This is a genomic window from Pseudomonas sp. SWRI22 (genome assembly GCF_014268395.2).
Lineage (GTDB): Bacteria > Pseudomonadota > Gammaproteobacteria > Pseudomonadales > Pseudomonadaceae > Aquipseudomonas > Aquipseudomonas paracarnis.
In genome coordinates, this window is record NZ_JABWQK020000001.1 from 1539249 (window position 1) to 1552340 (window position 13092).

17 protein-coding genes and 1 pseudogene are annotated in these 13092 nt (G+C 54.6%); 5 read left to right on the forward strand and 13 right to left on the reverse strand.

What is annotated here, in order from left to right:
* From HU730_RS06760 to HU730_RS06800, 9 genes are all read right to left on the reverse strand, one after another.
* Complete coding sequence (locus HU730_RS06760) at positions 1–783, reverse strand: phage tail protein (protein WP_186526493.1); 783 nt, start codon at positions 781–783, stop codon at positions 1–3.
* 47 nt (positions 784–830) lie between these two features.
* A complete protein-coding gene (locus HU730_RS06765; RefSeq protein ID WP_186526492.1) occupies positions 831–1361 on the reverse strand; it encodes a hypothetical protein in 531 nt (176 codons plus the stop codon).
* Entirely contained in the window at positions 1358–1996 is a 639-nt protein-coding gene (locus tag HU730_RS06770; RefSeq protein ID WP_186526491.1) for a phage tail protein I, read from the reverse strand. The genes HU730_RS06765 and HU730_RS06770 overlap by 4 nt, the downstream gene beginning before the upstream one ends.
* Positions 1993–2988 (reverse strand): baseplate J/gp47 family protein, encoded by a 996-nt coding sequence (locus tag HU730_RS06775; protein WP_186526490.1) that lies wholly within the window; start codon positions 2986–2988, stop codon positions 1993–1995. The genes HU730_RS06770 and HU730_RS06775 overlap by 4 nt, the downstream gene beginning before the upstream one ends.
* Positions 2985–3317, reverse strand: a complete 333-nt coding sequence (locus tag HU730_RS06780; RefSeq protein WP_032893295.1) for a phage baseplate protein — start codon at positions 3315–3317, stop codon at positions 2985–2987. Before HU730_RS06780 ends, HU730_RS06775 begins: the two co-directional genes overlap by 4 nt.
* Before the next feature lie 9 nt (positions 3318–3326).
* Complete coding sequence (locus HU730_RS06785) at positions 3327–3938, reverse strand: phage baseplate assembly protein V (RefSeq protein ID WP_034126477.1); 612 nt, start codon at positions 3936–3938, stop codon at positions 3327–3329.
* A gap of 3 nt (positions 3939–3941) precedes the next feature.
* The gene (locus HU730_RS06790) at positions 3942–4457 is read right to left on the reverse strand and encodes a hypothetical protein (RefSeq protein ID WP_186526489.1); all 516 of its coding nucleotides are present in this window, start codon (positions 4455–4457) and stop codon (positions 3942–3944) included.
* Positions 4458–4479: 22 nt separating this feature from the next.
* The gene (locus HU730_RS06795; protein WP_034126475.1) at positions 4480–4818 is read right to left on the reverse strand and encodes a phage holin family protein; all 339 of its coding nucleotides are present in this window, start codon (positions 4816–4818) and stop codon (positions 4480–4482) included.
* 589 nt (positions 4819–5407) lie between these two features.
* A complete protein-coding gene (locus tag HU730_RS06800; RefSeq protein WP_186526565.1) occupies positions 5408–6151 on the reverse strand; it encodes an XRE family transcriptional regulator in 744 nt (247 codons plus the stop codon).
* 319 nt (positions 6152–6470) lie between these two features.
* On the opposite strand from HU730_RS06800, the gene HU730_RS06805 reads away from it, so the two are divergent.
* The 3 genes from HU730_RS06805 to HU730_RS06815 all read left to right on the forward strand — a co-directional run bounded on the left by HU730_RS06805 (position 6471) and on the right by HU730_RS06815 (position 7811).
* Complete coding sequence (locus tag HU730_RS06805) at positions 6471–6812, forward strand: hypothetical protein (protein WP_186526567.1); 342 nt, start codon at positions 6471–6473, stop codon at positions 6810–6812.
* A gap of 231 nt (positions 6813–7043) precedes the next feature.
* The gene (locus HU730_RS06810) at positions 7044–7304 is read left to right on the forward strand and encodes a hypothetical protein (RefSeq protein ID WP_146120462.1); all 261 of its coding nucleotides are present in this window, start codon (positions 7044–7046) and stop codon (positions 7302–7304) included.
* Positions 7305–7316: 12 nt separating this feature from the next.
* On the forward strand, positions 7317–7811 hold the full coding sequence (locus HU730_RS06815; protein WP_186526488.1) for a type II toxin-antitoxin system death-on-curing family toxin: 495 nt from the start codon (positions 7317–7319) through the stop codon (positions 7809–7811).
* A 135-nt stretch (positions 7812–7946) separates the two neighbouring features.
* Here the strand turns inward: HU730_RS06815 and HU730_RS26615 are convergent.
* Positions 7947–8357, reverse strand: a pseudogene (locus HU730_RS26615) (cell wall hydrolase).
* Between the two features lie 359 nt (positions 8358–8716).
* Between HU730_RS26615 and HU730_RS06820 the strand changes: the two are divergent.
* Positions 8717–8998 carry a DUF3077 domain-containing protein gene (locus HU730_RS06820; RefSeq protein ID WP_186526487.1) on the forward strand — a complete coding sequence of 94 codons (282 nt, stop codon included), beginning with the start codon at positions 8717–8719 and terminating at the stop codon, positions 8996–8998.
* A 310-nt stretch (positions 8999–9308) separates the two neighbouring features.
* On the opposite strand, the gene HU730_RS06825 is transcribed toward HU730_RS06820, so the two are convergent.
* Entirely contained in the window at positions 9309–9860 is a 552-nt protein-coding gene (locus tag HU730_RS06825; RefSeq protein WP_186526486.1) for a hypothetical protein, read from the reverse strand.
* A 128-nt stretch (positions 9861–9988) separates the two neighbouring features.
* On the opposite strand from HU730_RS06825, the gene HU730_RS06830 reads away from it, so the two are divergent.
* Entirely contained in the window at positions 9989–11329 is a 1341-nt protein-coding gene (locus HU730_RS06830) for a site-specific integrase (RefSeq protein ID WP_254914012.1), read from the forward strand.
* A 21-nt stretch (positions 11330–11350) separates the two neighbouring features.
* On the opposite strand, the gene HU730_RS06835 is transcribed toward HU730_RS06830, so the two are convergent.
* Together HU730_RS06835 and HU730_RS06840 are read right to left on the reverse strand one after the other, a co-directional pair.
* On the reverse strand, positions 11351–11950 hold the full coding sequence (locus HU730_RS06835; RefSeq protein ID WP_186526485.1) for a hypothetical protein: 600 nt from the start codon (positions 11948–11950) through the stop codon (positions 11351–11353).
* On the reverse strand, positions 11895–12920 hold the full coding sequence (locus tag HU730_RS06840; RefSeq protein ID WP_186526484.1) for a hypothetical protein: 1026 nt from the start codon (positions 12918–12920) through the stop codon (positions 11895–11897). Before HU730_RS06840 ends, HU730_RS06835 begins: the two co-directional genes overlap by 56 nt.
* Positions 12921–13092: the final 172 nt, after the last annotated feature.

A 13092-nucleotide genomic window follows, 5' to 3' on the forward strand; every position in this document is an offset into this window, starting at 1 on the left:
TCATACTCCTTTCACCGCATAGCGCTTATCGTTATCCAACGTGTATGCCGTGTTACTTTCCGGATATGTATCGCCCAGCTCTGGCGCGGTCATTACGAACGGTTTGACCTTCCAAGAAATTTCATACTCCGGCGTAACTGCTTGGCTTAGCTCAACCTCTTCATCCGTACGACTGTACTTCACGGGTTCTTGAAAGCTTTTGGTCACAAGATATGTTAGTCCACCGCGCAAGTAGCACCCGGACTCTTGCGGCGATGTGGTCAGAACACCTGGCGTCAAATTAAGCCAAATCGGTTTCAAGCCAGTTACAGGCCGAACAAAAGAAAGCATCGCGAACTGCGCTTTTCGGACAGTCTCTCGATACGTTTGAGAGACGCGCTTTATGGCTAGAAAATTTGCATCTCCATTCCAAGGAATGCCGCAGCCTTCCATTTGAAGATTCAAGCCCGCAACATGAGGTTCAAAATTATTATTAAATGGATTCAATTCATGATTTTGAGCATAGTTCCTAGATATGACTATTTCAGAAATCCCCTGTTCGTTACCCGGCATACGCCACCATACCGGATAAAAAATATTGGTGGATAAACCAGTTAGATCAATAACCTGCGAATAAGACGCGCGACCATTAATATCCTTGGCTTGAACAGTGCCTCGCCAAGTAGAAAACTGTTCTTGAGCAGTATCCATTCGAGTATTAATTTTTCCGACCTGAGAAGTAACCGTATCGGTGAGTTTATTACACGCATCCACAACCTTCGTAATAGTCGTTTCAATCCCCATCATCAACTCCCTGTCAATTAATCTTTCCAGCACTTTTGTCAGTGCAATTACTTCGTTTCGAGATGCATGACCCGAAACATTAAATCAAGGTGGCGGGACATATTGCCAACCGAAGCCGCCGCCATAATCGCGATCTCCTCCGCCAACAACAGATTCAAGTTCTCACTCCCCACCACAATCGTCACGCTATCCGCCGGCAACGGCGAAACATCCAGCGTAAACTTCTGCAGCACCCGCGCCGCCGCCGCTTTATACGTCAGCAACTTCCCCGCCACGGAATACACCGCCAGCAAGGTGCCGCTGGCGAGGTAAAAACCGAACTCGCCAATCTCATACTCACCGTCGCCATCGAACAGCGCGGCCATCCTGAGTTGGCGCTCGCCCAGGTCTTCGTAATCGACGATGGCCACCCGTTGGCGCTCGTCACGCAAGGCCACTTCGCTGCCGTCGGGGTTGTAGCGGCCGGTGCCGGCGCCAACGTGGGTGATTTCGCCTTTGAGGCCCTGGTTCTTTGCCTGCAGCACTTCATCCAAACCTTTGGAGGTGAAGCGCACCAGGCGCGTGATTTCATCTGTCATGGCTGCGCCCTGAGGTCGTAATCGTTAATGGTGTAGTGCTGGGCAACCCCGGCACTGTTTAGCCGGGCAACCAGCGCCAAGTCCGGCAACGCGCCGTTCAGGTAGAACTCGCCGTCGCTTAAAGGCGCGTCGAGCACTTGCGTGAGCGCGAGCTGGCCTTCGGTTTCATGCACGATGGTAATCGTCGCCTGATCGCGCTCACTCTTGGCCGCATTGATACGCCGGATCAGCCGGTTGTGATCCCCGCTGGACCAACTGCGCCCAATGATTGCCTGCACGTCGAAGGTGTAAGGCACGCCCACGGGGCGCTGCTGGTACCAGGCGCTGATGTTGGGGGTAAAACCCAATGACTCCACCGCATGGCTCAGCGCCTTGGGCGTGCCGGCCTGACGCTGGATCTGCCAGGACAAGGCCACGGTCAGACGCTTCTCCGCCTCGCTGGCCTCGGCGTCCCATTCGCTGACACCGCGGTCGGCGGCCAGGTAAGGGAGGAATTCGCTTGGGGTTTGAAGTGGATTCATCAGCGCTGGAAACGGCGGCGTGACGCGCTCAAGCAATGTGCCGAAGCCCAGGTCCAGAGCCTTTTCCAGCGGTGAGCTGTTGGCCGGCAACAAACTCGCTTTGGGTTCACTCATAGGGTGCGCACCTCCACCTCGACGCCCATGCAATACGGGGCCTGAAAAGCGGTGCTGACAATCGGCGCCAGCGGTTCAAGAATTTGCAGTTGCGCGGCGCCGGCGCTGTGGATGGCGTAGTCGATCCAGCTGGGGTCGACCCGCCCTTCCAGGCGGTGGCAGGACTCTGCGTAGTCTTGCAGCAGTTTCTGCGCTGCCACTTGGGTCAGCCCGGAGTCCGGTCCGGCGTTGATCTTGGCCACCACGCGAATTTTGTAGGGTTGAATCTGTGCGCCCTGAACGCTGACAAGGTCGGTTTCGGGCCGTACATCCGGCCGTGCGAAATGTCGACGCACGCCGTCAAGCAAGTCGGCAGACGGCGTGCCGTCGCCCTCGCGGGAAAGCACGGTGACCATGACTTCACCCGGTGCAGTACGTCGGGCGTTGCCGTCCTTGATCTGGGCCGCATAGCCGTCCGGGTCGAAGGTGTAGGTGACCGTCACCACCCCAGGCGTCGCGCTCTGCACTTTCACCGCCGGGCGCTCGCCAAGGGTGAACACTTCGCGACGATACTGCATGCGCGAGCCCGCCGCTGGGGCGTGGGGTGCCAGGTAGTAGCGCAGGCGGGCGTCGTCGTCGCTTTCCAAGGTGGGTGGCACCGGCGGGAACGCGGCCGGGTCGCCAGGGTCGAGCATTTGGCGTTCCAGGCCCATATCGGCCAGGCGTGCATCCAGGTTGCTACCGGTGGCCCACCACGCCAGCATCTGTTTGATGCGGGCGTTGTATTTGCGTTCGTGGGTTTGCAGGCGCACGCAAAAAGCTTCCAGGGCCAGGGTCAGCAGTTCGCTTTCGTTGTCGAGGCTGGCCTGGAGTTTGGCTGCGCTTTGCGGCGCGCGGGTGGCGACATAGTCGATGACAAACGCTTTGAATTCGGCCAGCAACGGTTCGAACTCATCGACCTTAATGATGGCCGGTTCCGCCAGTTGGTTCTGGCCGGGGATCAGCATGCTCATGTCACGACCTCGAAGGATTGTTGGCGGTTTTTCCAGGTGCCGGCAAACCGCAACAGCAGGCCGGCGCCTTGGCGAGTGGCGACAATGACCTGAGGGTCGAAGTCGCCGATGCCGTTGTGGGTGTTGTAGAAGGCCTGCGCGGCGTGGCTCTGGGCGAGGATCAACAGGTCGTCGCCGAGGTTCTGGCCGAGCAACTGTGGGATCAGCGAGCCGTACAACGGGCGTTTTTGCCGAGTGCCCACAGGGGTGGTCAGCGCTCGGGTGGCGCGCTGCACAAATTGCAGCCAGTCGTCGACGGCCGCCCCGGTGTTCCTATCGATTCCAAGCATGGGGTGTCCTTATCGGGGGCTGATGACGCGTCCTTGATGGTCCACCACCGGGCCGCTGAAGTGCGCGCCGCCGGCATCCAGCAACAGACTGGTGCCGCCGACTTGCAGGGTGATGCCTTGGGCGTTGAGGGTCAGGCTGGCGGCGCCGACTTTGACGTCAACCTGTTCGCGGGAACCGCTGAAGCTGGTCGGGCCGTTGACCCAGTTGAAGGTGTGGCTGGCGTCGTCATAGTCGCTTTGGGTGCCATCTTGATGCCGGCGCCGAGTCAGCGTTGCCACGCTGGAGACCGGCGGGAAGCGATCACTGTTAAGGCCGAACAGGGCCACGGATTGCACACCGCCCTCCCCCCCGCCGTAGTTGAGCAGCAGGCATTGCTCACCCACCGTGGGGATGCGGGTTTCGGTTTGTGCACCGGCACTGGGGTTGAAAAAGCGGATCGCCGGGGTGAGCAAGTCACCGTGGCTGACCTTGCAGGTGTTGCTGGCCGCATCGACCTGCTGGCAGATGCCGATCCGGCAGAAGCTCTCGGCGCGGCGGTAGAGGTCCTCGAGCTGGGACTCCATCTCGGCCAGGCGTTCGACGATCGGTCCCAATTGCATGCGTAACAGCGCGTCGAACATGGGTTACTCCGCCAGTGGCTTGTATTGGGCCGGGTCGTCGATGTTGGAGACGTCCCAGGTGCAGGCAAATAGCGGTTGGCCTGTGGGATCGTCGAGTAGCGTCGGCCCCAGATAGAGGGTTTGCGTGAAGGAAACCGTCCAGGTGTCGTAGTCCGTTTCTACGGAAGTGCGCAAAGCGGGCGCAGCGACGATATTCGCCGGCAAATCGCACTGTGCCGGGGGCAGGTTCCATCGGTTATCCAGCACCAGGTCCATCAGTTGGCTGGCCAGGTCGCAGGCATCGAACGCCAATGCACCGGGAGCAACCATGGCCCTGAGTGAGATGGCCAAGACGTGGGCTTTGCGCCCCTCGCGAGAGCGAATGCCAGGGCCATTACCTTCGACCGTAACCATTACGCCGTTTTTTTCAGCGTCGCCCTGGAAGTCCTGGTGGCTCCCCACCTTGAGGCCCGGGAGGGCTGCATGCAGCGCCGCGCCAATGGCCTGGGGCAGTTGCGATGGCTTTTCGATAAGCGTCATTTTAGTAGCGTCCTTGCAACAATTACTGCGGGTCCTGGCGGGAGCCTTGGTTGATCCCGATGCGCTTGGCCGCCCACCGCTCGTAAAGGCCGATAGCCACGTCGGCACCGGCCATGGCGGTCAGGCAACCAATGGCGCCGGCGGTCCAGATCGACATGCCGGCGGCGTAGCACAGCATCAAAGCCGAAACCCCGCAAACCATGCACGCCCCGGAACGCAGGGCCAGGCGGCGGATCAACGACCAACCGCGGGCGCCCTCCTTGTCGGCCCGCCACATCTCGCCGGATACACCGCCGATCACTGCCAGTACGATGACCAGCCAGATAGGCATCTCCGCTAACGCTTGCTGTTCACTTGTCATGTCACGCCTCCTGGCTGAGCAATAAATAGTCCGTATTTCATTTACAAATGCTTGAGTAGGTAGGCATTCCAAAAAGCCCGGTCGCCCGGGCTTTTCAGTAATGATGTCCTCGGACTTTCGGCGCTACTGGCGCGGTACGGTCCTTTCCTCGATGTTTTTCCGACCACGATCCCTGTCTGCCGGATAACTGCTTTTGGTGCTTTACGCTGCACACCCGGGTCAGTTGCCAACCCTCTGAACCGTTAAGGCCGGTTCATCGCTGCCCGTTGTTGAAGCGTTGAAACTAAAGAGCGTCGGCATCCTTGCCGGTGTTGCCTGGCATCCCTGCCATCGCTTCGATGGCGTCCTTGCCGATGTTGCGTGCCTTCCTTGTCTTCCTTGGCAGCATCCTTGCCGCCTCCACCGGCCTTGTTGGCTGGCTTGAGATGAAGAATATGCATGTATGCATATACAGTCAATGCACAAATGCATTTATTTTTGCTGCCGGAATGCACGGATGCATTCGAAGCCTGGCGGGCTTGGGTTTTGCCGGTTTCCTATGGACGAAAAAAAACCCGCACATGGGCGGGTTTCTTCTTACGCGTGGAGGTTAGCGGGCGTACATGCCCCACCAGAAAACATGACCGAGGATGCTGATCTGCTCATCCTGGATATCCTGGAAGCTGTAGTCCTCATCGGGGTGTTCATCACGGTTGAAGCTGCGCAGGCGAATACCGGAAGGTAGGCGGTAGAGCTGTTTAACCCGCAACTGGCCGTTGTGATTGATGGCATACAGGTCGCCATCCACGATATCGCCAATGCCGCTCTTGCCGGCATTCACCCCTACCGTGGCGCCGTCGCGCAATACCGGCAACATACTGTTGCCACGTACCGTCACGCATTTGGCCTGGTCGAACTGCACACCATTATGCCGCAGGCTGCGCTTGCCGAACCGCAGGCTGGCTTTCTCACTTTCCTCGATGACGAATCTTCCTGATCCAGCAGCCAATTCAACCTCGCGCAGAAAGGGGATCGACACCTCGTCATCATTAACGGGGGTGTCGTCGTCCCACAGGCTTATGTCCTTGAGTTCCGAATGCATCGGGTCGCGCCCATCGTCGCGCACAACGCCCACTGCTGCGCGCCCGCGCAGGTAATCAGTACTGACGCGAAAATACTCGGCGATGCGCGAGATGTGTTTATCCGACGGATCAACGATCTTGCCGCTGAGGATCCGGGACAGTGTGGATTGAGGCACGCCGGTACGGCGGTGAAGCTCCGTGGGGGAGATCCGGTCGCGGTCCAGCAGCTCTCTTAAGACGATAGAAACGTTGCGTTTTTGCATAGCGCGGATAGTGACGGGAGTTTTTGGGGTTGGCAAATGCTAATTTGCATATTTATACATAAAACCGATGTATTAAGTGACGTTTCGGCCAGTAAAGGAGCTGGAATCGCGTGATAGTCTCGACCTCCTATGGATCGACCCCGATGAGCTTCGCAACGAGTTTGCCGCTTAATCAGCGGGGACGTTCGCGAGGTTTTGCTATCAAGCATATCGACAACTCTGGACGACTTTACAAAGCAGGTGTCGACAAAATTGACTACCATATTCCCGAGCAGCATACACGGGCCGATCTAGCGGCTAAGCTCGGGCCACCATCAGGAGCGCGTTGATGATATCGATCAAGCTGGGCTTGTCCAAAGGCGCAAAAAGCTCCTTTGCCGACTTTATCCGTGACGCAAAATCTGATCAAAAAAAGCGCGTCTACAGTGAGGTTCTGACTGAAGCGACCAAGCAGCAGAATCTCGTGATGATGAGGCAGAAGCGAAAAGAGCTTGATTGCACATCGCCTTTCGAAGCCCGGTACTGTGCCGGGCTTTTTATTGGGTTAATTTGCGTTTTACCTGGCCGTTTGCAACCTGCGAACCCGCCACCTCGCGTGTTAACCTTGCCGCCATCGCAAAAAATGCTGGGCCAAGCGCCCCCTTTGCCCCATCACTTTCAACAGTTTTAGACAGAATTTTCCTGAGATTATCGGTCGCATCCTGATCGGCTGGTCAATTTTACGAACTGCTTAGCCAGATTGCTGTCTGATTTTATGAATGGTCTCAACAGAGCATTTAGATACAGAAATTTCGGTCGATACACACTGTGTGAATGGTAACCAAATGACGAACGGGCTTTCCGATAGTTATTTTTCATTGACTTCATGCGTTGACATATGAAGAATCGCCATCCACTTTAAGTGGACCGTAAATTACGTTTTACGGAGCATGAAGACCATTTCTGGACCAGTTATGGCATTCCCCGGCACCGCCGGGACGAGGAGAAAACCGTGGGACACGCACTGAAAAAAACCGACCGCATCTACATCCCTCAGCGCGACAAATCGCGCGTGGCGGAACCACGTTCGGCTGAAGGCGTATACCAGGCTCAAATCGAAAAAGCCTTCTGCACAGCTTTCCAGCGTTATGAAAAGGCGTTCGAGGCTCTGGCAAAGGTCTAATTTGTGTCGACAATGGATACGTCTGCGCTAAGCGAGCACCTGGAGGGGATTCGCTATCTCACTCCAGATGCCCTTATATGGATTAACAAACGCCTAATTTTAGCGCAAACCCCAACGGAACCGTTGGGCGTCCTCAGCGAAGAACTGCTCCACTCCTCCCAGGCAAGACCTGCGACTCATAGGTACTACACGCAGACAAACGACATGTTCTGTCTTGCCGCAGTTCTTATGGAAAGCCTCATCAAAAACCACTGCTTTGCAAACGCCAATAAGCGAACTGCGGCAGCTGCTGGGTATATTTTTCTCCTCCTGAATGGTTACGAGCTGACCGCGCCCAGCGACGAATTCGTCGATATTATGGTTGGTGTTGCAACTCACGAGTACAGCGCTGAAGATCTTGAAAACTGGCTCGCTCACTGGTCACGTGATTTTGATGCTGCCGACCTTGATGGCCCGAATGAATACATGGAAATGTTTGGGCACTTGATAGTCAAATCAGCCTGCTAACCCCCAACTCCCTACGGCGTCCTGCCGGCCTGCTCGACAAGCCTCATACCTATAAGCCATTCCTGAACCTGCCAGGTGCATGCGGCGCTGATCACCATCGCCAGCAAAGTGTGACCATGATCTGTACGGGCGTCATCACGGCACATCCTTGAAGAAGACATGGTGACCGAGGCGCAGCGTTTGCTTTGCCTTCGACGCCTAGGCCGGGGCTTTGGCACCGTGGTCGCGTAGTAGTGCGTAGCGCCGCCGGTAGGGTCCGGCACCGCACCCGATATAACCTGGTCAGCCGCGCGCTGAACCTAGGCGCACTGCGCGGCAGGGATCTGCTTGGCACCGCTCAGGTAAGTGTAGTTCGGGTCGTTCTGGTTCCAGCAGTTGAACTGCAACGGCTTCAGGCACACGCCAGCATATGCCTCCCCACCAAGATGCGGCCTGGCCGTCGAACACACGCTTGCGAATGGTCGAGGCCAAGGCAATCTGGTCTTCAAAGCCATCGCCGTACAACGTGCGCGCCAGGATATCTCTGTCTTTCTCGGTTGCGTTCACGTATCAGATGCCCTGATACTCCTGAAAAAAGGGGACGTGGAAAAAAGGGGACGCATTTATTTCCAAGACACAATTTTCCCAGTTGCACCCTCCCTATCACCACGCTACCCTTCCATTCGTCGCTGCCAATTCAGCGACCGGGCCTGATAACCCGTCAAGATGCAGGCGCACCAAGCGCCACCAAACCCGATTTGCAGGCGTTTTTTTCGCCCATCATTTCGTGCAATGGCGGCTGTGCGTGGGAGACCTTCGGGTCTGCCGGGTTCCTGTATCTCCGGTTTATCAGCCTGCGCACAGCTGCCACCCCATTCGCCTGATAACGAACGTGGTAGCTCTCACTTGATATGGGAGTTTTACCGATGACCGCTACAAATCCACCTGCGTTAACCACTCTTGGTGTCACCCCCTTCTTCTTTCACTCCGACCAACCTCTATTCCGCGTCAACAGCGGTGTTTCCTTGCAAGACGCCTTGCATCACGCATCCGACCTTCTCCATGTCGCCAAACTGCTCGCAGAAGATGCGGCGATGACCAAGGAGACGGACCGTTATGCCTGGGCGTCGCATTACTTGCAGGAAATGGTGAAGGCGGTAGTTGATGATGTGGTGAAGGTGTTGAATTCGCCCGGCAACATTCGGTAAGGAGCTAGGAAGAGGGGCGCGGCGCATTGAATAAATGCGTCGCCTCTTTTTGTGTTTTTACCTGGCCGAGAACCGACAGAACAACACCGGTGCCCTGTCCGCTTTGCGGATTGCTGCAAATGGTGGCGACACGCTAGAAACAAACAGTCTCTGCTGCGCAGCAGCAGGCATCATTGCTCCTCCCAGCGCCACTGCCGAGGCACTCATACCCCACGAAAATCTGCGCAGGGCAGCGCTCAGTGATGTAACGCTAACCCCTCAGAAACGCCCGCTCGCGCAGCCTGGCAAAGAGGGTAAAAAGGCTGCCGCCCTAATCAATAATTTCGCCAAGAAGCCCGTGTTTCTCACAGAAGTCCTCCAAGTATCCATGGACGACGCTGAGGACGTGAGCAACAGGCAGCGTATCCACGCCATTGGAAATCATCACTACTGCGGCCGGAGAGTTCAACGCGTCCCCAGCTCGCGCAATCCCTGCCCTTGCCGGAAAAGTAGTAAACCAAACGGAGGCAGGCTTGACCGCTTCATCGGTATGACGATCTGGGGCGTAATGTTTGAAGGAGTTCGCGATCTCACGACATACCGTGAGGTTTGGGCAAGCATCTCTCAGATTCAACTGGAAGTTTGTCTTCGTAGGCTCCCCTACCTTCTGACCTTTTCCCCAAATCGCACGCTGTAACTCATTTCCGCTGTGCCAGATCCATTCACAAATGTGGAACGCCGTGAGGGCGCCGTTGATTGCAAAATAACTCGACGTGGAAAGGTTATCCACCGCATTGGAGATGTAACTGCGCTGCAGCTGACTTATCTCCCAGTCCAGCTTCAATAACATGTCGTTGATACTTTTCACTTGGAACGTGTGCACCGATTAGCCCCCTTTTATCCACGTTTTGCGAGTAGCGCCCCTGCTCACCGACGTGGGGCTGGCCTTGAGCAATACCCACTGTCAGTCCGCTCAATGTCGCATGACAGCAGCCTGTGGAGAGGAAAAATATGAGATTTCCACGCTGGATAATGATCAGCCGCGCCTCAGAACTTACTGGCTATAGCGAAGACGCCATTCGCCACAAAGTGAAAAACGGCACCTGGGGCCGAGAGCGCACCTCAGGAAGCGGCCTAGAAACCGAGCTGGCAAAGCACAAGGGGATTGAGATACACGGCGGTAACCTGCGCGTTGTGTTCATGTGGCGGCGTATGCGCTGCCGCGAATCCCTCGGCCTTCCGATCACCAAAGCCAACATCAAACACGCCGCCCTATTAAGGGCGGCAATTCTTCATGAGATCAAAACCGACCACTTTGAGTATGGGCGGCACTTTCCAAACTCAAAGCACGCGACCAACTACAGCAGTGCCAAGGACGAAAGGCTTGGGGCATTACTGGAGCGGTACAAGCCGTTGAAGGCTGTCGACATCACGCCGATGACCGAGGAGAAGTACGGCTATGCCTTGGACATCTGCACTGCCTTGGTTGGAATTGATCGTTTCGCCGGAGTTTTGTTGCCCGAAGACATTCAATTGCTGAGGACGTTGCTGATTGCAGATCGAGCGCCGTCAACCGTCAATCACTACCTGGCGACGTTCGCCGGTTTCCTGGGCTGGTGCGAGACCAATGGATACTGCCGCAAGGGATTATCAGAAGCGTGCAATCGGTTCGCAATGCAAGGCCAAGAGCCGGATCCGCTTACTCGTGATGAGTTTCAGCTGCTGGTCGATAGAGGATGCCTTCACCCCCAGGACTCTGCGGCGATTACCTTGGCCGTGTATACCGGGCTTCGACCAGGTGAGCTATGCGCGCTGGCTGTAGAGGACATCGACCTGGACGCAGGGCAGATAAACATAACCCGCGCCATAACCGCCAATGGCACGTTCAAGGTTCCTAAAACGGGGAAGCCCCGCTCAGTATTATTAATGCCACCAGCGGTCGAAGCCTGCCGGGTGTTGCTGTCGATTGTTGCCGATCATCCTGTACGCGTCATTGAGGTGTTCCAGAACAGGCACGAGAGCCGGAAAGAGAGGGTTACCCCACTGCTTTCCCCATCCACTCAGGCGCGCAAGAAGATCATAAACTTCTGGTATGTTCCCACCGCGTGGAACACCAAGTGGGCAGCGATCCAAAAGCGTTCAGGCATCCGTCCACGTCGGCCATATCAAACTCGCCACACCTACGCCTGCTGGTGCCTGACAACTCGAGGTAACATTGCATTCATCGCGAAGCAGATGGGTCACAAAGATTTCACAATGCTGGTCGAGGTTTATGCTAAATTGATGGATGATGAGTCCCCTAAAGAACTAGAACTTATATGGTCAAAATTAAAAGAAACAAAAAGCGCCTAAGGCGCTTTTTTTGAACAGTTATTATCGCTTCAAAAGCCTTAATCTTTCTGCCGTTTTTGACTTAACATCAGTTGTCGTGCTCTCATTTGAATCAGCGATCAAATTATCTAGAGCAAACGAGTGAACATCATAAATTTGGAAAGGCAACAACAAAACCCGATAACAACCTAGTACAAAAAAACCGGCCGAAAACGCTACCGCTGTGGGCTGATGCAAAAAACCACTTTTACTAGAAACCATAGTCAAAATACAAAACAGCAAACACATCAAAAACGAGAACAACGTATTAATTTGAGACATGAGCATGTATCTAGTCTTCTGAGCATACAACAACGTTTGCTCATAAGTCATCTTAGTCAAATATTGGCTACGCCCAGAAAAAAGCATCGCTGTAATCACAAACCCAATTATCACACCGCTAAACGCAATAATAGCATTGAGTAAATTATCATCAACGAAGGAAGCACCAAAGTATCCTGGCACACCACCTACTACTAAGACCAAAGCATTCCAGCACAAATAGGCAGTGTTACTAGAACCCGAACGCGCCACCTCTCCCAGCTCATCACTTACCAGCTTCGCGTTTCTTACTTCTTCGGGAATTAGGTATAAATATTTCATTATCTGCCAGCCCTCCAGATTCGTCCAAAATCCTTTTTCCATCCTTACCGGGAGTGCAAAGTTCCTCTAGATAGAGCACCATCTTGTGTGCAAGTTCGGCACGATCCGGATTTTTCCCACCGACGTCGTCCACATGCACAGTCTTCTTGATCTTAAACTTGGACAATCCACGAATGGAAGATCCGTCATTCAAATGAATTATAACAGTCTCTACCTCTTCTTGCTGCTGCGCTTCGTCGTATGCCTTGATGACCTTATCCGTAGGGAGCTTATCCTTGGATTTCCAATCAACTGTCAAAATTCCCGACGAGGGCATATAACCACGAACACCAGAAAGAACCCCCAGCAATTCACTTTTGCTATTAGGATCCACGCTGGTTACGCCAACGGTAAATCCACTCGCGCCACCAGCACGATCAATCTCTTTAGACAAACTACTTGAAACAGCATCAGTAAAGAAGAAGTTACCTCTTCTACCAAGTCCTATTCCACGCGCCATTTTATTCAAATAACGCTGAATATTATGGACACCGCCGGTACTGCGCGTACTTTCAATTATGGCGCAGCGCCCAAATGCCAACACATGAGAAATATGGATAAACTCTTTAGTTTTACCTTCCTCATCGACTTCCAATGCAACCGTATCAACCACAGCATTTTCTAGGCTAGGGTCAGGTGTAAGCGTATGCGGAATCGTGCCAGGCTCGTATGTCCAAATCTCAAACAGACAGGTGTCATCACCCAGGTCTTGATAGTTATTAAAAAATGTACATTGATTAGGTATCACACTCATATCAGCGAGTGTTACACCCGTCGTATCAGTCCGTGACCCGACGGTGGGAAGCTCGCCGGCCAATACAGCCATCAAGCCAGATAAGGTTGTATCGTTGCCATCTTTGAGCTCAGAAAACTGAATTGGCTTCAGCTGCAGCGTGCGACTGATCGGTTTTCTAGGTGCTGGTATAGCCATGATAATCCTTTATTTTATAGACGCTTCCCTAGGTCGGGCTGAAAGACAGTCACCAGGGCAAATGCTTCCATTGAAAAAATGGGCCAAGGGATGTACTTAAGGCATCATAGCGCGGCCTCTTGGAAAATGACGAGCAGCTTGATGGCACCGTGCCCAAAAAGTGGATGCTAAA

What these genes read in the sequence shown, in the direction of transcription:
- HU730_RS06760 (WP_186526493.1), bottom strand. Translation starts at nt 783, where the DNA reads ATGGGGATTGAAACGACTATTACGAAGGTTGTGGATGCGTGTAATAAA.
- HU730_RS06765 (WP_186526492.1), bottom strand. Translation starts at nt 1,361, where the DNA reads ATGACAGATGAAATCACGCGCCTGGTGCGCTTCACCTCCAAAGGTTTG.
- HU730_RS06770 (WP_186526491.1), bottom strand. Translation starts at nt 1,996, where the DNA reads ATGAGTGAACCCAAAGCGAGTTTGTTGCCGGCCAACAGCTCACCGCTG.
- HU730_RS06775 (WP_186526490.1), bottom strand. Translation starts at nt 2,988, where the DNA reads ATGAGCATGCTGATCCCCGGCCAGAACCAACTGGCGGAACCGGCCATC.
- HU730_RS06780 (WP_032893295.1), bottom strand. Translation starts at nt 3,317, where the DNA reads ATGCTTGGAATCGATAGGAACACCGGGGCGGCCGTCGACGACTGGCTG.
- HU730_RS06785 (WP_034126477.1), bottom strand. Translation starts at nt 3,938, where the DNA reads ATGTTCGACGCGCTGTTACGCATGCAATTGGGACCGATCGTCGAACGC.
- HU730_RS06790 (WP_186526489.1), bottom strand. Translation starts at nt 4,457, where the DNA reads ATGACGCTTATCGAAAAGCCATCGCAACTGCCCCAGGCCATTGGCGCG.
- HU730_RS06795 (WP_034126475.1), bottom strand. Translation starts at nt 4,818, where the DNA reads ATGACAAGTGAACAGCAAGCGTTAGCGGAGATGCCTATCTGGCTGGTC.
- HU730_RS06805 (WP_186526567.1), top strand. Translation starts at nt 6,471, where the DNA reads ATGATATCGATCAAGCTGGGCTTGTCCAAAGGCGCAAAAAGCTCCTTT.
- HU730_RS06815 (WP_186526488.1), top strand. Translation starts at nt 7,317, where the DNA reads ATGGATACGTCTGCGCTAAGCGAGCACCTGGAGGGGATTCGCTATCTC.
- HU730_RS06820 (WP_186526487.1), top strand. Translation starts at nt 8,717, where the DNA reads ATGACCGCTACAAATCCACCTGCGTTAACCACTCTTGGTGTCACCCCC.
- HU730_RS06830 (WP_254914012.1), top strand. Translation starts at nt 9,989, where the DNA reads ATGAGATTTCCACGCTGGATAATGATCAGCCGCGCCTCAGAACTTACT.
- HU730_RS06835 (WP_186526485.1), bottom strand. Translation starts at nt 11,950, where the DNA reads ATGAAATATTTATACCTAATTCCCGAAGAAGTAAGAAACGCGAAGCTG.
- HU730_RS06840 (WP_186526484.1), bottom strand. Translation starts at nt 12,920, where the DNA reads ATGGCTATACCAGCACCTAGAAAACCGATCAGTCGCACGCTGCAGCTG.